The 20,953-nt window shown below is 42.1% G+C and carries 19 protein-coding genes; 10 read left to right on the top strand and 9 right to left on the bottom strand.

Features of this window, described 5'->3' with window-relative positions; all coding sequences use genetic code 11:
* Window positions 1-69: 69 nt before the first annotated feature.
* The 5 genes from msrA (at window position 70) to DVW06_RS05930 (ending at window position 5,902) form a co-directional block, all read left to right on the top strand.
* A complete protein-coding gene (gene msrA / locus DVW06_RS05950) occupies window positions 70-588 on the top strand; it encodes a peptide-methionine (S)-S-oxide reductase MsrA (RefSeq protein ID WP_003128511.1) in 519 nt (172 codons plus the stop codon).
* Between the two features lie 310 nt (window positions 589-898).
* Window positions 899-1,963, top strand: a complete 1,065-nt coding sequence (locus DVW06_RS05945; protein ID WP_005472820.1) for an iron-containing alcohol dehydrogenase family protein — start codon at window positions 899-901, stop codon at window positions 1,961-1,963.
* Window positions 1,964-2,231: 268 nt separating this feature from the next.
* Window positions 2,232-3,638, top strand: coding sequence for a TrkH family potassium uptake protein (locus DVW06_RS05940; RefSeq protein WP_005472821.1), 1,407 nt, complete (start codon window positions 2,232-2,234; stop codon window positions 3,636-3,638).
* 250 nt (window positions 3,639-3,888) lie between these two features.
* Entirely contained in the window at window positions 3,889-5,238 is a 1,350-nt protein-coding gene (locus DVW06_RS05935) for a Mur ligase family protein (RefSeq protein ID WP_003128505.1), read from the top strand.
* Window positions 5,231-5,902, top strand: a complete 672-nt coding sequence (locus DVW06_RS05930) for a type 1 glutamine amidotransferase (RefSeq protein ID WP_003128503.1) — start codon at window positions 5,231-5,233, stop codon at window positions 5,900-5,902. Before DVW06_RS05935 ends, DVW06_RS05930 begins: the two co-directional genes overlap by 8 nt.
* Window positions 5,903-6,033: 131 nt before the next feature.
* Here DVW06_RS05930 and DVW06_RS05925 read toward each other — a convergent pair whose 3' ends face one another.
* Complete coding sequence (locus tag DVW06_RS05925) at window positions 6,034-6,846, bottom strand: endonuclease/exonuclease/phosphatase family protein (protein ID WP_003128501.1); 813 nt, start codon at window positions 6,844-6,846, stop codon at window positions 6,034-6,036.
* 218 nt (window positions 6,847-7,064) lie between these two features.
* Window positions 7,065-9,236: a PTS transporter subunit IIBC gene (locus DVW06_RS05920; protein WP_005472822.1), complete on the bottom strand. Its 2,172-nt coding sequence runs from the start codon at window positions 9,234-9,236 to the stop codon at window positions 7,065-7,067.
* Window positions 9,237-9,489: 253 nt separating this feature from the next.
* Here DVW06_RS05920 and DVW06_RS05915 point away from each other — a divergent pair, with 253 nt between their 5' ends.
* The gene (locus tag DVW06_RS05915; RefSeq protein ID WP_005472823.1) at window positions 9,490-11,754 is read left to right on the top strand and encodes a glycoside hydrolase family 65 protein; all 2,265 of its coding nucleotides are present in this window, start codon (window positions 9,490-9,492) and stop codon (window positions 11,752-11,754) included.
* A gap of 114 nt (window positions 11,755-11,868) precedes the next feature.
* Window positions 11,869-12,888 (top strand): LacI family DNA-binding transcriptional regulator, encoded by a 1,020-nt coding sequence (locus DVW06_RS05910; RefSeq protein WP_003128498.1) that lies wholly within the window; start codon window positions 11,869-11,871, stop codon window positions 12,886-12,888.
* Window positions 12,889-12,951: 63 nt separating this feature from the next.
* On the opposite strand, the gene DVW06_RS05905 is transcribed toward DVW06_RS05910, so the two are convergent.
* Window positions 12,952-13,917 (bottom strand): ribose-phosphate diphosphokinase, encoded by a 966-nt coding sequence (locus tag DVW06_RS05905; protein WP_005472824.1) that lies wholly within the window; start codon window positions 13,915-13,917, stop codon window positions 12,952-12,954.
* Between the two features lie 72 nt (window positions 13,918-13,989).
* On the bottom strand, window positions 13,990-14,538 hold the full coding sequence (locus DVW06_RS05900) for a C39 family peptidase (RefSeq protein WP_005472825.1): 549 nt from the start codon (window positions 14,536-14,538) through the stop codon (window positions 13,990-13,992).
* 157 nt (window positions 14,539-14,695) lie between these two features.
* On the opposite strand from DVW06_RS05900, the gene DVW06_RS05895 reads away from it, so the two are divergent.
* On the top strand, window positions 14,696-16,588 hold the full coding sequence (locus tag DVW06_RS05895) for a M13 family metallopeptidase (protein WP_005472826.1): 1,893 nt from the start codon (window positions 14,696-14,698) through the stop codon (window positions 16,586-16,588).
* Between the two features lie 218 nt (window positions 16,589-16,806).
* On the opposite strand, the gene DVW06_RS05890 is transcribed toward DVW06_RS05895, so the two are convergent.
* From DVW06_RS05890 to DVW06_RS05880, 3 genes are read right to left on the bottom strand one after another with little or no spacing between them, the layout of a single operon-like run.
* Window positions 16,807-17,106 (bottom strand): hypothetical protein, encoded by a 300-nt coding sequence (locus DVW06_RS05890; RefSeq protein WP_003128494.1) that lies wholly within the window; start codon window positions 17,104-17,106, stop codon window positions 16,807-16,809.
* Window positions 17,107-17,124: 18 nt separating this feature from the next.
* Window positions 17,125-17,670, bottom strand: coding sequence for a cysteine hydrolase family protein (locus tag DVW06_RS05885; RefSeq protein WP_137264502.1), 546 nt, complete (start codon window positions 17,668-17,670; stop codon window positions 17,125-17,127).
* An 18-nt stretch (window positions 17,671-17,688) separates the two neighbouring features.
* Window positions 17,689-18,384: a 5'-methylthioadenosine/adenosylhomocysteine nucleosidase gene (locus DVW06_RS05880; RefSeq protein WP_003128490.1), complete on the bottom strand. Its 696-nt coding sequence runs from the start codon at window positions 18,382-18,384 to the stop codon at window positions 17,689-17,691.
* 22 nt (window positions 18,385-18,406) lie between these two features.
* On the opposite strand from DVW06_RS05880, the gene DVW06_RS05875 reads away from it, so the two are divergent.
* Window positions 18,407-19,111 (top strand): class I SAM-dependent methyltransferase, encoded by a 705-nt coding sequence (locus tag DVW06_RS05875; protein WP_306297876.1) that lies wholly within the window; start codon window positions 18,407-18,409, stop codon window positions 19,109-19,111.
* 99 nt (window positions 19,112-19,210) lie between these two features.
* Here the strand turns inward: DVW06_RS05875 and macP are convergent, their stop codons facing one another.
* Window positions 19,211-19,507 (bottom strand): cell wall synthase accessory phosphoprotein MacP, encoded by a 297-nt coding sequence (gene macP / locus DVW06_RS05870; RefSeq protein ID WP_137264501.1) that lies wholly within the window; start codon window positions 19,505-19,507, stop codon window positions 19,211-19,213.
* Window positions 19,500-20,078 carry an NUDIX hydrolase gene (locus DVW06_RS05865; protein WP_003128485.1) on the bottom strand — a complete coding sequence of 193 codons (579 nt, stop codon included), beginning with the start codon at window positions 20,076-20,078 and terminating at the stop codon, window positions 19,500-19,502. Before DVW06_RS05865 ends, macP begins: the two co-directional genes overlap by 8 nt.
* Window positions 20,079-20,291: 213 nt before the next feature.
* On the opposite strand from DVW06_RS05865, the gene DVW06_RS05860 reads away from it, so the two are divergent.
* On the top strand, window positions 20,292-20,939 hold the full coding sequence (locus DVW06_RS05860; protein WP_003128484.1) for a 5-bromo-4-chloroindolyl phosphate hydrolysis family protein: 648 nt from the start codon (window positions 20,292-20,294) through the stop codon (window positions 20,937-20,939).
* The last annotated feature ends 14 nt before the right edge of the window (window positions 20,940-20,953 follow it).

Below are 20,953 nucleotides of genomic sequence, written 5' to 3'. Positions count from 1 at the left end.
GTTTCTTATAAGCATATCGCTTGTCTTTCTCTATAAGAAGCATACCATAAAACCAAAGGAGGAATCACAATGAAAGATACTGCAATTTTTGCCGGCGGCTGCTTCTGGTGTATGGTCAAACCTTTCGATTCTTTACCAGGAATTCTTTCGGTAGTCTCAGGTTTTACCGGTGGACATGTCCCTCATCCTACCTATCAAGAAGTAACAACTGGAACCACAGGACATACAGAAGCCGTAGAAATCACTTTCGATCCTGAACAAATAACGTATGAAGAACTCGTGGCTATCTATTGGCAACAAACCGATCCTACAGATGCCTTTGGTCAGTTCGCAGACCGTGGGGACTCTTACCGTCCAGTCATCTATTACAATAGTGAAGAACAACGAAAAATCGCAGAAGCTTCAAAAGCCGCTTTGCAAGCAAGCGGTCGCTTTACAGATCCAATCGTGACAACAATCGAACCTGCTGAACCTTTCTATCCAGCAGAAGACTATCATCAAGATTTTTATAAGAAAAATACGGCGCATTACAACGCCTACCGTGAAGGTTCAGGACGAGCTGGTTTCATCCGTCAAAACTGGACATAACCTATTTTGAGAAGCGGCAGTTTGAATATTCCTTTAGTTTCTGAGATAGAAATAGTGCTGTTTTCTCGCCCAACAACTGACCCTCAAAAGGAGAGGATCTTCGCAAAACAGTCTTGATTATGCGAAGACTAGCAAGAACAAACTCTCCTTTGTTAGGGTCTTTTTTTATGCCCTCTTTACGCCTGCTTGCGCCGATTGGCTTTGGCCTGGCTGATCTGAACAAAACTGCTCAAAAGAAAAATTGACAGCAGGCGCTATTCCACGTTACACTAATTAGAAAATTCTGACGATTGCAAAGGAGTGTTGTGTTATGTTAGCCAATGAAGTCCGCCCTGGACCAAACCGGTATATTACTGGTGAAGGAGTTCTTTTTGATCTACCAGAGTATCTCAATGATTTTGATCAGGTTGCTGTCATTACTGGCGATCAATCATTTGACGTTTTTAAAACCTATTATCCGCATCCATTTGACTATCCTGTTTATCGCTATGATGGCTCCTCAAGTTATGAGAATGCTCAGGAGTTAGCGGATAAGATCAAACACGCAGATGTCCTGCTTGCGATCGGTGGTGGACGTGTCGCAGATACCGCAAAAATTACTGCAGAAAGAATGGAAGCGGAGCTGATCGTCATCCCTACATTGGTTTCCAACTGTGCACCCTTTACTCCTGTGATTGTCGCCTATTACCCAGACCACACAATCTGCAAGATCGATTACGCCAAAAAAGGGGCTTATATGACGATCGTCGATACTCGATTCTTGCTAGCAACACCCGTGGATTATTTCATTGCAGGCATCGCAGACACGCTAGCCAAGTATTATGAAATGGAAGCCATTGTACGCACGATGGCAGAAGAAGATAAAACAGCCTTGGTTCGGCTCGGTTTTCAAAGTGCAAAACTAATCAAAGAACTCTTGATCGCAGATGCCATCCAAGCAGTCACTGATTTAGAAGCCGGGCGCTTGACGCCAGCTTTTGCGCGAATCACAGATGCCATCATCGCTTTAGCAGGAGAAGTTGGTGGATTTGCTGTAGAGTTTGGCAGAACTTCTGGCGCCCACGCATTACATGACGGCTTATCTTATCTGAGCGAAACCCACAGTGTCCTCCATGGCAATAAAGTGGCCTACTGCATCTGGGTACAGCTTGCCTACACCAACGATTTTGCTGTTATCGAGGAACTGCGTCCTTTCTACGAAGCATTGCACTTACCTATGAAACTAAAAGACTTGCATGTCACTCGTGTGGATCGCGCTTATTTTGCGCCTGTTTTGACTTATGCCGTTAAAGAAGAAGAAACATTTGTCCTGATCGACCCAATGATCACTCCAGAAAAAGTCTTTCGCGCAATCGAAGCGGTGGAAGCACTCTAACTAACCGATCTCTTCAAAAAAACTGTATGCCCAACAGACTTATCGGGCATACAGTTTTTTGTCCGGCTCACCGCTATCTTCTAGTACTCTCTCAATGACAGGCTATCGTCTTCTCTGTTCCATTAATTGTTTTGCGGCACTATCTCATATTTTTGCAGAGCGTTTCTTTGATGATATTGGCTGCTACTTACTTTCAATCTTGCTTTCTTTTGAAACTGCTTGGTTCTTTGGTATACTGTGGGTAGTTTATTTAGTGAGGAGACTAGTTATGAATTTCACGCGGTTTGCTCGTCTGACACAACGCAAAAGCAAATATTTTATTGCCCAAAATGTTTCTTCGATCCAAGTGATCGTTTTTTACTATATTCTGATGACGATTATTTCCTTAGGTTTATTTTATCTTCCCTTTTTTCGTGAACCTCGTTCTCATGCTTCCTTCATCGATATGTTTTTTATGGCAGTCAGCACGGTCAGTGTCACCGGATTGACGACATTCCCTATCGATGATGTGTTCAATGATCGCGGTGTAGTGCTTCTTGAAGTTCTTTTTCAAGTGGGTGGACTAGGGATTATGATGATCTCCACTTTCTTTGCGATCGTTTCTCGGAGAAAGATCTCATTGAAGCAGCGTCAGTTGATTATGACGGATATGAATCAGCCAAAGCTAAGCGGAATCGTGCGGATGATTCGAATCACGTTTACGATCATCTTACTTTGCCAAGCCATCTCTGGCGCTATTTTTTCTATTTATTTTTATTTTAATGGCTATTATGACAATTGGCGGGATGCCCTATTTTATGGTTTTTACCAAGCTATTTCCGCGGTCACAAACTCTGGTTTTGACGTGACAGGAAATTCCATTTTACCTTTCGCACATGATTATTTCTTTTTGATTTGTATCATGTTTTTGATTTTTACCGGTGGGATTGGGTTTCCAGTGATTATGGATTTCCGAGAATGGGCCCTCTTCAAGCTGAAAAAAAATCGCCGACAACTGCCTTTTCGCTTTTCATTGTTTACAAAAATCGCGATGTTGGCTTTTGTGATTTTGTTTATCGGTGGAACGATCGCCATTTATTTCCTAGAGAAAGACCATCTGTTCAAAGATTACGGCTTTAGCAGCACCTGGATCAACAGTATGTTTTATTCCATGACTACCCGTAATGCTGGACTGCAGATCCATGATTTAGGGAACTTTCAGACTACGACATTGATCGTTTTTTCGTTACTAATGTTTATCGGTTGCAGCCCAAGTTCAGTTGGTGGCGGGATTCGTACGACAACGATCGCCATTATTGGTCTTTATCTTTATGCCTTCTTAAAGAGTGAAGACAATATCAACATATTTGGCCGACGGATCGATGAAGACGATGTGCGTAAGTCGGTTGTTGTCTTCATGTTATCCTTAGGAATGTGCTTTTTCTGCGTATTATTTTTGACTGCCACTGAAGATATCCCGTTGATCGCCATCATTGTCGAAGTAGCTTCTGCGTTTGGGACCACCGGTTTATCGTTAGGGATCACCGATGATCTCTCAAGTGTGGGTAAGTTAGTGATAGCCTTACTGATGTTCATTGGACGTGTAGGTATGCTTTATACGTTGTTGTTGTTTGTGCCAAAAGAAACCCGAGATTTAGGTTATGAATACCCAACCGAGAAGATTATTATTGGTTAAACAGCCAGTAAAATGGCGCTATTGAAGGTTCTAAGCGTTGTATCTTAAAGTCGCGAGCCTTCCACAAGCGTTTTGAAGCGGCAGAGACATCTTGTTTGTAACGAATGTCTCTGCCTTTTTTGGTTCAATAAACTGAACTCTTTGCAGAAACTTAAAGAAATCGAAAAGCCGTTTAACCTTTTTTAGAACATATGGTATGATAAATTGAATTTAAACTAAAAAGACAATCATCTCGTTTGGAGGTTCAACTATGGGGTTAAGAAGTCAACTGGCTGTCACAGTCGGTAAGACCTCTCAGTGGGTATTAAAAAACTTTTTTAAAGGCGGATCAAGTCTGCCTGGGAAAATAGCATTAAAAATCGATCCGCATATTTTAGATCATCTAGCAAAAGATTATCAAGTTGTCGTTATCACTGGTACGAACGGAAAAACCTTGACTACTGCACTGACGGTGAATATTTTACGGCAAGAATTTGATGATGTGCTGACAAATCCAACAGGTGCCAATATGGTCCAAGGAATCGTTTCTACTTTCTTATCTGCCAAACCAAAAGGCGGCAAAAAGTTTGCAGTACTAGAGATCGATGAAGCTAGTCTTAGCAAAGTAACGAAGTATATCAAACCTGAACTATTTGTCTTCACGAATATTTTTCGCGATCAGATGGACCGTTATGGTGAAATCTATACAACATATAAAATGATCGTTGAAGGAGCAGCAAATTCACCGACGGCCACAATTCTATGTAATGGTGATTCCCCGTTGTTCAATTCTGTCACTACTGTTAATCCAAGAAAGTATTATGGCTTTGATCACTTACCTAATCAGGAGCAGATGGCCCATTACAATACAGACGGGGTTCTTTGTCCAGAATGCCACCACATCTTACATTACCAAATGATTACCTATGCGAATCTAGGCAAATACTATTGTCCGAACTGCGGCTTCAAACGTCCAAAACTAGACTACAAATTGACAGCCATCACAGCAATGGACAATACTTCTGCTGATTTTATCATTGATGGGAATTCATATGGAATCGAAGTTGGCGGCATGTACAATGTCTATAATGCATTGGCAGCGACCGCTGTAGCGGAATATTATCAAGTCGCACCTGAAAAAATCAGAGCTGGATTGGCCTATGATGAAAAAGTCTTTGGCCGTCAAGAAGTCATTACCATCGATGGCAAAGAGTGTACACTCGTGTTAGTCAAAAATCCGGTAGGACTGAATCAAGTGATCGATATGATCGGCTTATCTCCGTATCCTTTTTCTCTCGTCAGTCTCTTGAATGCAAATTATGCGGACGGCATTGATGTTAGCTGGATCTGGGATGGAAATCATGAAGCATTTGCCGAAATGGCGATTCCTCAAGTCATTGCTGGCGGCGACCGCCATCAAGATATGACGCTGCGTTTAAAAGTAGCGGGAATTCCCGAAGAAAAGATCACCGAAACAAAAGACCTTGATGAGGTCATTAAAGATATCGCCAATCTACCAACTGAAAAAGTCTATATCCTAGCAACCTATACTGCTGTTTTGCAACTACGCAAAAAATTGGCAGAAAAAGGCTATATCAAAGGGGGGATGGATCGTGGCTAATTATCGTTTGAATGTTGCTCATCTTTACGGGAATTTGCTGAACACCTACGGGGATAATGGCAATTTGTTGATGTTGCGTTATGTAGCCGAAAAAATGGGTGTAGAATTCATTTCGGAAGTCGTCAGCATCCATGAACCATTTGATCCGAAGAAGTATGACTTAGTCTTTTTTGGCGGCGGACAGGATTTTGAACAGCTGATCGTTTCTGAAGATATCCAAACAAAAAAAGAAGCATTGACGGAATACATCGAGAACGATGGAGTCATGTTGGCCATTTGTGGCGGGTATCAGTTGTTAGGTCATTACTACATGGGAGCTAACGGAGAGAAAATCAAAGGAATTAGCGCATTGGATCATTACACATTGAGTCAAGAAAACAATCGCTTCATCGGAGATATCGTTATCCATAATGAAGAATTCGATGAGACCTATTATGGTTTTGAAAATCACAATGGTCGGACGTTTCTTGGCAAAGGTGAGAAACCACTAGGTAAAGTCGTAGAAGGGCAGGGAAACAATGGCGAGGACCAAACAGAAGGCGTGGTCTACCGCAATGTTTTTGGTTCCTATTTCCATGGTCCACTGCTTGCCCGGAATGAACATTTGGCAGAACGCTTAATACGCACTGCCTTAAAAAACCGCTATGGTTCGATTGACATTTGATCAAAATAAAAAGGATGAAATCAGAAATTCGTTTCTGGTCTCATCCTTTTTTTAATCGATTGTCTGCTTCCTGAATCTCTAGCCGATTCAAGCGATAGCAAGCGAATAATCGAAGTCGTCTCTATTCTTGGTTATTCAAAAACCACACAGATACCAAAATGATCGCTGACTATCGGCAGCCGCTGACCGTCAAAGACCACTTCATACTCTACGGGCTGTTCATTCTGTGAGGCAAAGACATAATCGATACGCAAGGCTGTCTGATTGTCTTGCCAGCCATCGATTGCTTTAACAACCGAAGCCTCACCGATCGTTTTTGTTGCGGCAAGAAAACTATCCTGCAGCTGCAATGAACTGTTTTTAACCAGCTGATAACCCAAGCTGTCTGCCTCATTATTGAAATCACCTAAAAGCAAGAGCGATGCTGCTCGCTCAGTCAAAAACGCTTCGGTTTGCTGCCATTCATAGGCAAACTTGCCGTCATTCCACCAAGAAAAATGGCAGCTTAACACTTGGATCATTTTGCCGTCTACTTCTGTGAGACCGCTAAGATTTTTTCGCGTAGTATGGTCCCAGACATCGGTTGTCTCAGAAGCCAAATATTCTTTGGCAATGATTGGATTTTTGGACAGTAAGGCATTCCCTTCATGATAGACATCATAACCCACATGACTGTAAGTCCATGACCAATAATAATCGTGATCCAGAATCTGCAGTTCTTCTACTAAGCGCAAAGCAAAATTGTCTTCTTTGATCTCAAGGATCGCCTCTGTCGGACAATAAAGACCATCCGGAACGATCGTTGTAGCAGCAATCGATTGATTGACTTCTTGCAACGCAATCAAATCATAATCTCCTGCTGCGATTTCTTGTGCGATCACTTTTAATTTTGCTTCTTGATCGTCTTCTAACCAGCTATGGGTGTTTAATGTTAAAACTTTCATGAATAACGCTCCTCTGCGTTTGATTATCTTCTTTCAAAATGTAAATAAAAGAACGGAGCTGTGCCATAAGTATGAACCAGACGAAACTATCCGCACTGTATGAGATCAGCTGTACTTCTCGTGAATTGCGACGAGAAACTACCAGACTGTAGCAACCCCACGATCGTTTGGATATTCAGTTTGGTAAAATACTTATGGCACAGCTCTTAGTCATTTTATTATAGTTTGACGATTCCAACAACTGCTGCAGCTTTTTGCTGACCAGTTTGGGACAATTCAAAGGAATCGATTTGATCGGTATTTGTCATTACTACAACGATCGTTGTATCCTTACCCGCTTCTTTGATAGCTGCGAGATCCATTAAAGCCAACGGGTCACCTTTTGTGACTTGCTGCCCTTCTGTGACAGAAACTGTGAATGGTGCCCCTTGAAGTTCAACAGTATCCAAGCCCATATGAACCAATACTTCGACTCCTTCATCAGATAGCAACCCAATCGCATGTTTCGTAGGAAAAACATTCGTCACTTTCCCAGAGACAGGTGAATACACCTGCGTGTTATCGGGAATCACGCCAAATCCGTCCCCCATCATTTTCTCTGCAAAGACTTGATCACTGACCTCCGTGATCGGAATCACTTGCCCATCGGCTACTGAAACAACCTCAGCGGTTATCCCTTGGCTTTCGTGATTCGTCTCATTAGTGACTTCTTTTATGACTGCTTCAGGAATCGCCACACCGGAATCCAAGATATCCTGGATGTCTGATTTAAGTACATCGGCTTTAGGCCCATATACCGCTTGCACTCCGTTATCTTTTACGATCAAACCTAATGCGCCAGCACCTTTCCAAGACTTTTCGTCTCCTACTGAGCTAGGGTCTTTGACAGAGACCCTTAAGCGAGTCATACATGCATCTACATCGCGGATGTTTTCACGTCCTCCCAACAGATGAATGATCTTAACCACTTGAGAGTTTGGATCTAACGTTCCGTCAGAGGCAGTTGTTGCTACGTTTTCGTCAGCTCCTTCTACTTCGTAGTTGCCGTTGCGTCCGGGCGTCGCAAAGTTGAATTTTTTGATTAAGAAGTTAGCCAAGAAATACATGCCGACCCCAAATGCGATCGTTACTAGGACAAAATTGATCAAGTCCTGACCCAGACCTGCATTGATCGCCATTGGTGTCCGAGTCAATAGTTCGATATTTCCAAAGGAGTGAACACGCAGGTGAACGATATCCGCCATAGCAAATGCTGCCCCTTGAACGACTGCATAAACAACATATAACGGTACAGCCGCAAACATGAACATAAATTCCAATGGCTCTGTCACACCTGTCAAGAAAACCGCAATGGCAGCGGATAAATACATCGAGGTATATTTATGGCGTTTGTCTGCATCGACATTGCGATACATTGCATAGGCAAGTCCCATCAAAATACCAGAAGAACCGATCATTTGTCCGACTTTGAAACGTGCAGGCACAAAATTCTCTATCAAGAATTGGTATTGTGAAGTATCCCCTGCATTTCGCATATTGACTAAATCAGTTGCCCAAGCTAACCATAGAGGATCTTGACCGAAAACTTGTGTCCCCGCTTGTGCACCAGATAAGATCGTATAGGTGCCTCCCAATTCAGTATAATTGATGGGAATAGTCAGCATGTGATGCAGCCCAAATGGCAATAGTAATCGTTCTAATGTTCCAAACAAGAAAGGTGCTAAAATCGGCGCACTTTCTTGCGATTGTGCGATCCACAAGCCAAAGTTATTGATTCCTGCTTGAATATAAGGCCAAACGATCGCTAACACGATCGCAACAACCACGGAACGAGCAATTACAACAAACGGGACGAAGCGCTTGCCATTAAAAAACGAAAGCGCATCGGGCAGTTTGCGGAAATTATAGTATTTATTATAAGCAGTCGCACCCACAAAGCCGGCGATGATCCCTACAAAAACACCCATGTTCAGTGCCGGAGCTTCTAAGACACTTGTAAAAAAGCCATCCACCATAATTTTCGTACCGAACAATGTATGAGTAAAAGCCCCTTCTTCCGTCAGCATGGCGCTTGTGACCCCGAAGATCGAACCTGTGATTCGATTGATCAATACAAATGCAATCCCCGCAGCGAATGCCCCGCCTGCGCGTTCTTTCGCCCAACTACCACCGATAGCTAATGCAAATAATAAGTGCAGATTCCCAATAATTGCCCAACCAATATTTTCGATCACACCACCGGTCGTTACCAAAAATGCCCAATCGGCATTAATCATGGGGATCGTCTTCCCAATACTGATCATCAATCCGGCGGCAGGCATAACAGCTACCACAACCATTAGTGCTTTTCCGAATTTCTGCCAGAATTCAAAGCTTAGTAATTTTTTCATCCTCTTTCTTCCTCCTCCACCGTTTTACGCAATCGGTTTCTTAATAATCACATTGTAGCGGAGATTGAAAATTTTGTAAACCGAGAAATTTCAATTTACATTCTCCTCAGCCATTAATTTACAAAAATGCGCAAAAACAGCTCTTTGTCACACTTCTATTTAAAAAAGCATAGAAACCAATGATTTACGCTTGACTAACGCAATCGTTTGCATTTATTATAGAGTTATCAAAAAGATTTTGGAGGAAAAACCTATGAAAAAAATCCAGCGTTTGTTCGATATCGATCCTTGGAAAATCGCAACAACTACTTTAGATAAAGAAAATCGCCGACTACAAGAGTCGCTTACAAGTATTGGAAATGGCTACATGGGGATGCGGGGTAATTTTGAAGAACAATATAGTGGCGATCACCATCTAGGGACTTATCTGGCAGGGGTCTGGTATCCAGACAAAACTCGTGTTGGCTGGTGGAAAAATGGCTATCCGGATTATTTTGGAAAAGTGATCAATGCTGTTAACTTCATTGCAATGGATCTTTTCATCAACAATCAGGCTGTTGATCTTGCGAAAATCAGTCCGAGCGATTTTTATATGGAACTGGATATGCAAACAGGAATTTTACGCCGGACATTTACAGTTTCATTAGCTGGCGCAACTGTCAAATTTACTTTTGAGCGCTTTTTAAGTATCGTCAAGCGAGAAATGGCGGTAATCACGATGCAGGCAGAAATCCTTGAAGGATCAGCAGAAATCACAGTCATTTCTAAACTAGACAATAATGTCCGCAATGAAGATAGTAATTACGAAGAACGCTTCTGGGAAGAATTAGACCACGGCAGCTCAGGCAACTATCGTTATCTGACCACCCGTACCATTGAAAACAACTTTGACATTGAGCAATTCACGGTCACTGCCGCAATGCGTCATAGTCAAGAGCCAGCATCCACAGAGACGAGTGAATTGACGATTGCTGACGCGTTTACTTTTACAGGAGAAACAGGAGCTGTCTTTCATTTACAAAAAGACGTGATTATCGTTACCAGTCGTGATGTCAATCCTCATGATCAAGTAACAAAAATTGCAGAGCTTTTCCAAGTGTACAGCGCACCTTACGAAGACTTACGGCAAGAACAAGTCAATGCTTGGAAAGACCGCTGGGCACTAGCTGATGTGATCATTGAAGGCGATGCTGCTGCGCAACAAGGAATTCGTTTCAATTTATTCCAACTCTTCTCGACTTATTATGGAGAAGATGAACGTTTAAATATTGGACCTAAAGGATTTACCGGTGAAAAATACGGTGGCGCTACTTATTGGGATACAGAAGCCTATGCTGTGCCTCTTTATTTGGCATTAGCGAAACCAGAAATCACTCGGAATTTGTTGAAATATCGCCACAATCAATTGCCGCAAGCCCATATCAATGCGCAAAAACAAGGCTTGGCTGGCGCGCTTTATCCTATGGTGACATTTACAGGGATCGAATGCCACAATGAATGGGAAATCACCTTTGAAGAGATCCATCGAAATGGTGCAATCGCTTATGCCATCTATAACTACACGAATTACACAGGTGATACGAGCTATCTGAAAAAAGAAGGCTTGGAAGTATTAACGGCCATCGCTCGTTTCTGGGCAGATCGTGTCCATTATTCCAAACGTCAGCAAAAATATATGATCCATGGCGTTACCGGCCCCAACGAATATGAGAATAACATCAACAATAACTGGTATACGAACAAGATGGCTACCTGGGTCTTGAGCTATACTTTACAAAGTTATAAAGAATATGCCACAGAAGCAACCGTAACGATCCCAGAAAAAGAGCAAGACTACTGGCAGGATATCATTGACAATATGTATTTCCCAGAAGATCAAGACTTAGGAATTTTCGTTCAGCACGATACCTTCTTAGACAAAGATTTGATGCCAGTCACTGATTTAGATCCAGAAAACTTGCCATTGAATCAAAATTGGTCATGGGACCGAATCTTGCGCTCTTGCTTTATCAAACAAGCGGATGTCTTACAAGGAATCTATTTCTTTGGGGATCAATTTACAGAAGAGGAAAAACGAAACAACTTTGACTTCTATGAACCAATGACAGTGCACGAGTCTTCCCTGTCTCCTAGTATCCATGCCATCTTAGCAGCCGAGCTGGGAATGGAAGAAAAAGCACTGGAAATGTATGAACGAACGGCTCGGCTAGATTTGGATAACTACAACAATGATACCGACGATGGTTTGCATATCACTTCAATGACTGGCAGTTGGTTAGCGATCGTTCAAGGATTTGCCCAAATGAAGACGGACCATGCCCATCTAGGTTTTGCCCCGTTTCTACCGAAGACTTGGAACAGCTATGCTTTCCATATCAATTATCGCGGACGCTTATTATTCATTTCTGTTAAAGAAGAAACTGTCACACTAAAGAAAATCAGTGGTGAGCCATTGACGGTTCAGCTTTATGGAAAAGAGCATCTGTTGGAAGAAGAAGTCTCAGTAACTATTGCTTAATTATTGATCAGAAACCAAGAAAGAAGAAATGAAGGCATTTCTTCTTTCTTTTCTTTCCGGCTACCAAAATAACACAACTTTATGATACTATAAGCTAAAAAAGGAGGGAAAACAGTGAGCGTAACTGTCAAAGATGTCGCCAAAAAAGCCGGCGTCGCTACTTCAACTGTTTCTCGGGTCGTGAATGATCACCCTAGTATCTCTGAAGACACAAAAAAGAAAGTACGCAAAATCATGGCTGAGATGGGCTACGTGCCAAATTTGGCTGCGCGAAATCTAGGCAAGCAGATTTCAAGCGCGATCGGTGTTATCTTGCCGCCTTTGGATTCAAAGGAACGGCTAGGAAATCCTTTCTATTTAGAAACGATCGAAGCCATCAACGAAGAAGCTCGCCACCACCAAATGACGGTTGCGGTTGCCTCTGCCCGTGATTTTGATACATTATTGAAAAATGTGGAACGTATGCACCTTCAAAAACAAGTGGATGGTTTTATCTTAGTCTATTCCGATGAAAAAGATCCAATCATTGATTATTTAGTTCGTAAAAAAGTTCCTTTCACATTGATTGGACATCCTTACAGCAATGAACAAAATATCGTTTTTGTTGATAATGACAACCAAATGCTGGGAAAACAAGCGACAGAGTATCTGATCTCCCAAGGACACTCTAAGATATTGTTTGCTACGAATACAACTCACGAAAATCTCTATTTCGAACGTTTCTTTGGCTATCAAAAAGCAATGATGCTAGCCAACCTGCCTTTTTATCCGGCATTGACATTTGAACAGGCAGAAGACTATGTCAATTTCGAGACAACGATCAAAGAGACCGAAGCAACGGCAATCGTAGTAATCGATGATCTTTTTGCAGTTCGGATCATCCAACTGGCAACGATGTTCGGGTATAAAGTTCCGGATGATCTATCTGTGATCAGCTTTAATAACTCGATTTTTGCTACATTGACCCATCCTTACTTGACCAGCATTGACATCAACGTCTTATCCTTAGGAAAAATCGCCACAGAAAGCTTGATGGCACAATTAAACCATGAAGGTTCAAATGCGGTTCAGCTTGTCGTCCCGCATAAGCTGATTAAACGAGAGACTGTCTTGAACCTCAATAACTTAGCATAAATTGCACTGTCTCATGACAAATAAGAAGCAAGAAAGTCCAGAATAACCGAACTCTCTTGCTTCTTATTTGTATTCTTTGCTTTCTAACCGAAACAGGGGACTCATCGGTGTATTTTCGTGGATTCGTTTGACAGCCTCGCCCATCAGTTCTGCACAAGAAAGGTAAGACAACCGTTCTGGATGCCGTTCTTCGGCAGTCCAACAAGAATCTGTGACACAAATGTTTTCGATGACAGATTGATCAAGAATGTCTTTGGCTGGTGGTGACAATAACGCATGAGAGACGCACGCATAAATCTCACTAGCTCCTGCTTCTTTTAGCAAATCTGCTGCCTTTGACAATGTTTTGCCTGTATTCAAAATATCATCTACTAAAATACATTTTTTGCCGGCAACATCTCCAATCACATAGCCACCATCTGCCTCATCTTGATCAACGATCGCAATCGCTGTATCTAAATATTCGGCTAAACTGCGGGTCCGCTGAACTCCGCTATTTTTGGGAGAGACAACGACATATTCGTCTCCGATCATTTTTTTCTCGCGATAATAATGCGCGAAAAGCGGAATCGTAAATAGATTATCAACAGGAATATCAAAGAAGCCTTGCACCTGCACGGCATGCAGATCCAATGTCAAGATCCGTGTCGCCCCAGCTTCCACTAACATATTGGCAATCAATTTTGCCGTGATCGGTTCATGAGGATTTGCCGTCCGGTCTTGTCTTGCATACGCATAGTACGGTAAAACCACATTAATCGTTTTGGCACTTGCACGTTTCATGGCATCGATCATGATCAACAATTCAAGATAGTGATCATTGACTGGTTCATTGGTTGATTGAATGATAAAAATATGATCGCCACGAACACTTTCCTCAATATTGATCGCGATCTCTCCATCACTAAATTGTGTTACTTTTGACTTACCTAACTCTGTACCGAAAACTTTTGCAATTTTCTCGGCTAACGGTCTGTTACCGTTCAAACTGAAAATCTTCAATGAACTATCTTTATAACTTTCGCCCATGTCTGCCTCCAAGTGAAGTGAATTGTTTCTTTTATTCTAGCACATTATAGGTGCTTTTTTCATTAAATTAATTTAAGGTAACGAGACAGTTCCGTTAATCCAGCTGGCTGGAATCACTTGATTGTAATTCCCCCAGTTGTCATGAACTTTTAGATAACGTCCGGTCTCTGTTTCTAAATAAGCATATGCGACTACCCAGTGATTGCCGTAGGTACTTCCTAAAGGCTTCAAGAGACCAACGATCACCGGTTTGCCTTGATCGATCCGTTTGCAGGCTCGCTGCCAGCCGCCGAAAACTGTGGCACGCCCCCGATAAGGTAGATCAAAATGAGTGAAAAAGCGTGATAGTCCATGAGCCACCTGCCAAGCAATCGTTGGCAATCCATGAGGTTGAATCAAGAGCCGCAAGATGTCAGTCAGTGCGCCCGGCTGCAGCTGATTTTTCCTTCTCACTGTTTTAGGGATGATCTGCTCATCGATATAATCTTGATAATAAGCCAAAAACACGGTGGCAGCATAAGTTCCGCACAAATAGCCGGAAGGTGTTACCCAAGATTTGTAGCGGCGGAATCGTTCTTCTGGTATTCCCTGCCAAGTATCTATGTTCTCTCTTTCTTCCATCGCCATTCCTCCTTACCAAAGTATATCTTAATAGTACCACGGGAATTAGCCGGTTTAGACACTAAGGAACTTTTTCGTTAAGAAAAAAACAAACTTTTTTTGCGTACTGGAAAATTTTGTTCCATAATAGGAGAAAGCATAAAAAGGAGCGAAGCATATGACAACATTATTAAAAGATGATTTTTATGATTATGTGAATGGCGATTGGTTGGAATCAGCGGTGATCCCTGCGGATAAACCGGCAACTGGAGGTTTTCAAGATCTGGTAGACGGAATCGATCAGTTGATGATGGCTGAGTTCAAGAATATGGCGGCAGATCCTTTAGCAATTCCTAAAGGAAAAATGAAAGACGCCGTTGCTTTCTATCGCTTAGCAAGCGATTTTGCTACCCGTGATGAAAACGCAGGTCAAGAAGTTTTGCCGATTTTGGCAAAAATCGAAACCCTTGCGTCTTATGACGAGTTAAATGCACAGCTACCTGAATTCATTCTTAACGGCATCCAACTACCATTTGCTTTCGATATCGACTCCGATATGAAAAACGCGAAAATGAATACACTGTTGGCCTATCCGCCAGCAACGATCTTGCCTGACAAAACATATTATACTGACCACCCGCAGGCAGAAGAGTTACTACAAGTTTTCTTCGACAATGCTGTTGCGCTCTTAACGAAATTAGGGAAATCACAATCCGAAGCAGAGTCGCTGGTAGAACAAACACTGGCTTTTGATAAATTGATTGCTCCTCATGTTCGCAGTGCAGAAGAAAATGCCGATTACAGCAAAAATTACAATCCGCAAAGTCTAGATACCTTTGCACAGCATTCGGCGCAACTCGACTTCAAAAAGACATTAACCGCTTTATTAAATGCCGAACCAAAAGAGCTGATCGTGACTGAGCCTGAGTACTTTGAGGCATTCGATATCATTGTCTCTCCTACCCACTTTGATTTATTGAAAAGCTGGATGATCGTTCATCAAAGTTTGCGCTACACTGGATATCTTAGTGAAGAACTACGCCAACTCGGCGGAGCCTACAATCGGTACCTCTCTGGCGTTGATGAAGCGATGCCTAAAGAAAAAGCCGCCTATTATCTGACGATTGGCCAATTTAGTCAAGTCGTCGGTGATTATTATGGTCGCAAGTATTTTGGTGAAAAAGCAAAAAATGATGTAAAACATATGGTGGAAACGATGATCGGCGTCTATCAAGATCGTTTGACCAGCAATACTTGGCTCAGCGAGCATACCAAACAAAAAGCAATCGTTAAATTAAATAAACTAGGAATCCATGTCGGTTATCCAGACAAAATCCCAGCCATCTATGATCGACTGCACACAGACCCTGATGCATCATTGTTACAAAATGCACTACGTTTTGGACGTATCTTCCGGGAAGATCTTTTTAGCAAATGGCAAAAACCGGTCGATCGCGAGGAGTGGGAAATGTCTGCAGCAACAGTCAATGCCTACTATCATCCTTTCAAGAATGTGATCGTCTTCCCAGCAGCTATTTTACAAGCACCATTTTACAGTCTTTCTCAATCAGCAAGTGCCAATTATGGTGGGATCGGTGCAGTGATCGCTCATGAGATTTCCCATGCGTTTGATAATAACGGAGCCAAATTTGACGAATTCGGCAACCTGAATAATTGGTGGACAGCAGAGGACCTGGCCCATTTTGAGACATTGGCTCAAGAAATGATCAATGAATTCGACGGCTTGCCATTTGCTGGTGGAACGGTCAATGGCACCTTGACAGTATCGGAAAATATTGCCGATGCTGGTGGATTAAGCTGTGCACTAGAAGCAGCAGAAAAAGAAACTGACGTCTCACTAGAAGACTTCTTTATCAATTGGGCAAAAATTTGGCGCACAAAAGCCAAAGAACAATATCAACAGTTGCTGCTGGCCATTGATGTTCATGGCCCTGCCAAGTTACGGGCCAACATCCAAGTTCAAAACATCGATTCCTTCTTCACTACTTTCGGTATTGAACCGGGAGATGGCATGTACCGGGCTCCTGAAGACCGTGTTCAAATCTGGTAAGATACAGCTTGCTACGAGGCATTTGTTACGAACTGTTTGGTTATGAATCATTGGTCCATTTGTTGATGCAACTTTTCTAAAAAAAGAGGATTCACCTCACATCATTAGCCAAAGTAGTTCAGAAATACAATCAGCCGTCACCTTCATCAAAAGATACAATATTAAGACCGCCCCCGAAAAGTTAGCTGTTTGCTGCTAACTTTTCGGGGGCGGTGATTTTATTTTCCTAGTGCTTTTTTGATCATTTCGATTAGAGAATCAAATTGGGAATGGTCCTTTACGACTTGGTCAGCATGATACCGGTTGCTTCTATCTTTCATAAAGTCCATGAGTTGATCTTTATCTTGAATGCCTAGTTTTGTCATCAATGCTTCCACATTTTCAAAATCGGTATACTTTTGCATGAACGTATCATTCAAAATCTTGTCAACATCCAATTCACCGCTTTTATAGGACTGATACAATCCTGTCAATTCACTGAAACTAAACTGTTCTTTTAATTGATCCATAAATCCCATTACACTCAGCTCCTTTTTTTAAAGAATAGTAGCCCCTAATGTCTGCTCAAAGTGGCGCAACGCCCATTCATGACCGACTGGATCGAAACTTGCGACAGCATCTTTGAAAATAAATAATCGATACCCAAGGTTATACGCATCGACAGCCGTATGCAAGATACAGATATCTGTACAGACACCAGTCAAATAAAGTGCAGTAATGCCCCATTCCCGTAAACGAATGTCAAGATCTGTCCCACTAAACGCCGAGTAGTGGCGCTTATCGATCCAGTAAACATTTTCTTTTTCTTTGTGATCTTCATACACTACAGCTAGTGTCCCGTAGAGATTCCGTCCCTCTGACCCTGCCAGATTATGAGGAGGAAACAACTGATTTTCTGGATGATAAGGATCTTCTGCTTCATGGCGATCAATGGCAAAGACAACAAAATCCCCTTGATCGATAAATCGTTGGGTATGATCTACTAATGTTGTTTCAATCGCTTGACCCGCTTGACCGGTCGTCAAACGACCAGTATCAGCTACAAAATCGACCGTATAATCAATTGAGAGTAATGCGTTCATTTGTGATCTCCTCCAATTTTATTTCAGCTTTTTAACAAAGGCGAGCACCATTTCTGCAGAGCGCTTGCCGGCTTCCAAAATGAATTCGTCAAAGGAAACTGTTGCAGCATGATCCGCAGTGTCACTGATGGCTCTTACGACAAGGAAAGGAATATTGAATTGCTTCGCTGTTTGGGCGATCGCAGCACCTTCCATCTCGCAAGCCAAAGCATCTGGGAAGTGCCTTAGGATTTCTTGTACTTTACGTCCGTCATTGATAAAGCTGTCCCCTGTTACGATCAAGCCATTTTTTACATTGTGATTCGTTGCTTCTGCGGCTTTGGTCATTTCGCCGATCAAGTAACGACTGGCCTCGAAATACAAAGGCATTCCCCCTGGGAGTTGCCCATATGTATACCCAAATCCAGTAACATCTACATCGAAATAAGCTAGTTTTTCTGAAATCACAAGGTCGCCGACGGCTAAACCAGCACCGATTCCCCCAGCAGATCCAGTATTGATCACCATGTTGACCCCATATTGCTGAATCAGCAAACTTGTTGTCAGTGAAGCGGCAACTTTCCCGATTCCAGATCGAACAACGATCACTTCATGATTGCCGATACTGCCGGAAATAAATAGTGCTCCAGCTCGCTCCCAAGATAAGGGAGCTTCCAATGCTTCCCGCAAGATCTTGATTTCTTCATCCATTGCACCGATAATACCAATTTTCATCTTGTAGCCTCCTGACGATCCTATACATTATATCTTAATAAAAGATCATTTTTTCTCCTTTTATGATAAACTAGTTTTACTCAAAGGAACAGTTTTTTGTCAGACCATTAAGGAGGTTTTTATGTCTGAGATATTTAATAAAATGGCCGACCATTACGATACACCCCCAAGGATTGCTCTAGCTGAAAAGATTACAGCAGCAGTAAGACCCCAACTGATGAATGCCCGTGAACAAATTCTTATTGATTATGGCGGCGGAACAGGTCTTGTTAGTTTACCGCTGGCCCCTTTAGTCAAGCAACTGCAGATTTGGGATACTGCGGAGGGCATGCTGGCGATCGTTGATCAGAAGGTCACCCAGCAAGGGCTGACAAATGTTTCTGGATCACTCCACGATTTAACGAAGGAGTCCATTCATGAAGAAGCAGATATCGTTCTGTTGTCGCTGGTAATGCTTCATATTCCCGACACAGAACATTTACTGCAGCAACTTTATCAATTGTTAAAACCCGGCGGACGTTTGTTCATCGTTGATTTCAATAAAAACCAATCCGTCTCACATCCTAAAGTACACAATGGATTTGAGCAAGACACGCTGCTCCAACTAGCAGAATCAGTAGGTTTTGATTCAGTAAGTTATGAAACATTTTTTGAAGGTCCACAGTTGTTTATGGGGCAAGATGCTGCTCTTTTTCTATATAGCGCTGCTAAGCCATCCCAGCCATAAAACAAAAAAACCAGCATGCTGAGCGCTGATGCTCTGCGTGCTGGTTTTTGATTAGATACATGTGCTGATCAACGAATTAAACCCGATTAATCGTGTTCCTTAAAGCAAAAAGATCGCTAATGCAACTACGATCAGCAGCAATGCCACTACCACGATTGCTTTGATCAAAAAAGTATTCAAGTTGCGGGACTTCTGATTTTCTCCTGCTCTCGTTTTAGTGATCGCTTTATTTTTTTTACGGACTTTCCGATAATAATTGTCGATTTGCTTTTCTTTTTGCTTCCACTCTTTGTTTGCTTGCTTAGCAACGATCTTTTGGTTTCGCTCAGAAGCAGCCATTTCTTCTTCACGACGTCGACGCAATTCAGAGCGGGTGATCAGTGGTTCTTTAGGCACGGCTGTTCCTCCGTTTCAATTCTAAAAGCTCCCAAAACTGAATCGCAAAAATCGTTTTTGCATCACAGATCGTTCCATCTGCGATTGCTGCTTTGGCTTCTTTCATTGTCAATTCATACACTTCCAATACTTCATCCTCATCTTGAGGCAGCGGGTTCTCTACTTTTTGTAATTGTTTCGCGTGAAACAAATGCAGCACTTCATTAGCAAAGCCCGGGGAAAGATACATCGAATGCACATGTTCCAACGTTGATGCTCGGTAGCCGGTTTCCTCTTCTAATTCACGAGCACCAGTCAATTCGGGCTGTGCACCTTCTCCTGGATCGATCTTGCCTGCCGGAATCTCTAAAATGACTTTCTCTAATGGCTTGCGAAACTGGCGGACAAAAATCATTTTATTTTCTTCTGTCACAGCGATCACTGCAACACCGCCTGGATGAAAGACCAACTCTCGTTTGCTAGTACCGCCATTTGGTAATGCGACATCATCAACAACGACATCAATGATTTTTCCATGAAAAATCTCGTTTCTGACAATCGTTTTTTCTTCAAAATCTTTATAGGTTAACATTTTTTCACCTGACCTTTAACGTCTTTTCTACAAAATACTTTAGCATAGTTTCTCAAAAATATCTCCTTAAGAAAGAGCAAGAAAGATTATGATTTTACTAAATATCGGAAAATCCACCCCAAGTCTGATATTTTTCTACTAGTGAACATGCTAAAATAAGGATGTCGAACAATCCCTATATTACTTGTCCAAAGAATTTTAGGAGGAGGAAAAATGAAAAAAAATATTTGGCTGATCGTTTCTGCGATCGCTGTAATCACACTTTTTGCCTTTATCAGTTCCACAGGCACTGATTTGTTTACTGTCTTGTTGCTGATCGTTGGCGCGATTCTGGTATTTATTGGTCTGAAGGGGCGTAAGGTAGAAGCAAATCCCAATGTGTTACCTATACTGACGAAAGAAAAAGAAGCGCATTACTTGAAAAGCGGTATGTCTCCAAGTGAAATCGAACTGTTCCGAGAAACCATGAATCAAACCAAACAACAGATCGAGCATTTACAAAAAAACATCAACCGCAGCAATAAATTAAAAGCGATCGACTTGCGTCATGATGCATTACGCGCTTCGAAAGCACTGTTCAAAGAGTTGGTCAAAGAACCGACGAAATTACATTCGGCGAGTCATTTTCTTTACACCCATTTGCCGAACATGGTTGATTTGACAGACAAATTCATTGAGATCAATGAACATGAGATCAAAAGCCGTGAAACCTATGAAAAAATCGAAGAAAGCACTCAAATCATTGAACAAATGGCCTCGTTGATCGCTAAAGATTATCAGCAGTTTGTGGCAGATGATTTAGATGATCTTGATATCGAGTTATCCATTGCCAAACAAAGCATAAAACGAGATAATGAATAGGGATGGATTCCTTT

Origin of the sequence: Enterococcus sp. ARL09-542, assembly GCF_005234805.1 — a bacterium.
In the GTDB taxonomy this organism is placed as follows: domain Bacteria; phylum Bacillota; class Bacilli; order Lactobacillales; family Enterococcaceae; genus Enterococcus_D; species Enterococcus_D gallinarum.
This window is presented reverse-complemented; position numbering and strand designations above follow the sequence as displayed.

What these genes read in the sequence shown, in the direction of transcription:
- msrA (WP_003128511.1), top strand. Translation starts at nt 70, where the DNA reads ATGAAAGATACTGCAATTTTTGCCGGCGGCTGCTTCTGGTGTATGGTC.
- DVW06_RS05945 (WP_005472820.1), top strand. Translation starts at nt 899, where the DNA reads ATGTTAGCCAATGAAGTCCGCCCTGGACCAAACCGGTATATTACTGGT.
- DVW06_RS05940 (WP_005472821.1), top strand. Translation starts at nt 2,232, where the DNA reads ATGAATTTCACGCGGTTTGCTCGTCTGACACAACGCAAAAGCAAATAT.
- DVW06_RS05935 (WP_003128505.1), top strand. Translation starts at nt 3,889, where the DNA reads ATGGGGTTAAGAAGTCAACTGGCTGTCACAGTCGGTAAGACCTCTCAG.
- DVW06_RS05925 (WP_003128501.1), bottom strand. Translation starts at nt 6,846, where the DNA reads ATGAAAGTTTTAACATTAAACACCCATAGCTGGTTAGAAGACGATCAA.
- DVW06_RS05920 (WP_005472822.1), bottom strand. Translation starts at nt 9,236, where the DNA reads ATGAAAAAATTACTAAGCTTTGAATTCTGGCAGAAATTCGGAAAAGCA.
- DVW06_RS05915 (WP_005472823.1), top strand. Translation starts at nt 9,490, where the DNA reads ATGAAAAAAATCCAGCGTTTGTTCGATATCGATCCTTGGAAAATCGCA.
- DVW06_RS05905 (WP_005472824.1), bottom strand. Translation starts at nt 13,917, where the DNA reads ATGGGCGAAAGTTATAAAGATAGTTCATTGAAGATTTTCAGTTTGAAC.
- DVW06_RS05900 (WP_005472825.1), bottom strand. Translation starts at nt 14,538, where the DNA reads ATGGAAGAAAGAGAGAACATAGATACTTGGCAGGGAATACCAGAAGAA.
- DVW06_RS05895 (WP_005472826.1), top strand. Translation starts at nt 14,696, where the DNA reads ATGACAACATTATTAAAAGATGATTTTTATGATTATGTGAATGGCGAT.
- DVW06_RS05890 (WP_003128494.1), bottom strand. Translation starts at nt 17,106, where the DNA reads ATGGGATTTATGGATCAATTAAAAGAACAGTTTAGTTTCAGTGAATTG.
- DVW06_RS05885 (WP_137264502.1), bottom strand. Translation starts at nt 17,670, where the DNA reads ATGAACGCATTACTCTCAATTGATTATACGGTCGATTTTGTAGCTGAT.
- DVW06_RS05880 (WP_003128490.1), bottom strand. Translation starts at nt 18,384, where the DNA reads ATGAAAATTGGTATTATCGGTGCAATGGATGAAGAAATCAAGATCTTG.
- DVW06_RS05865 (WP_003128485.1), bottom strand. Translation starts at nt 20,078, where the DNA reads ATGTTAACCTATAAAGATTTTGAAGAAAAAACGATTGTCAGAAACGAG.
- DVW06_RS05860 (WP_003128484.1), top strand. Translation starts at nt 20,292, where the DNA reads ATGAAAAAAAATATTTGGCTGATCGTTTCTGCGATCGCTGTAATCACA.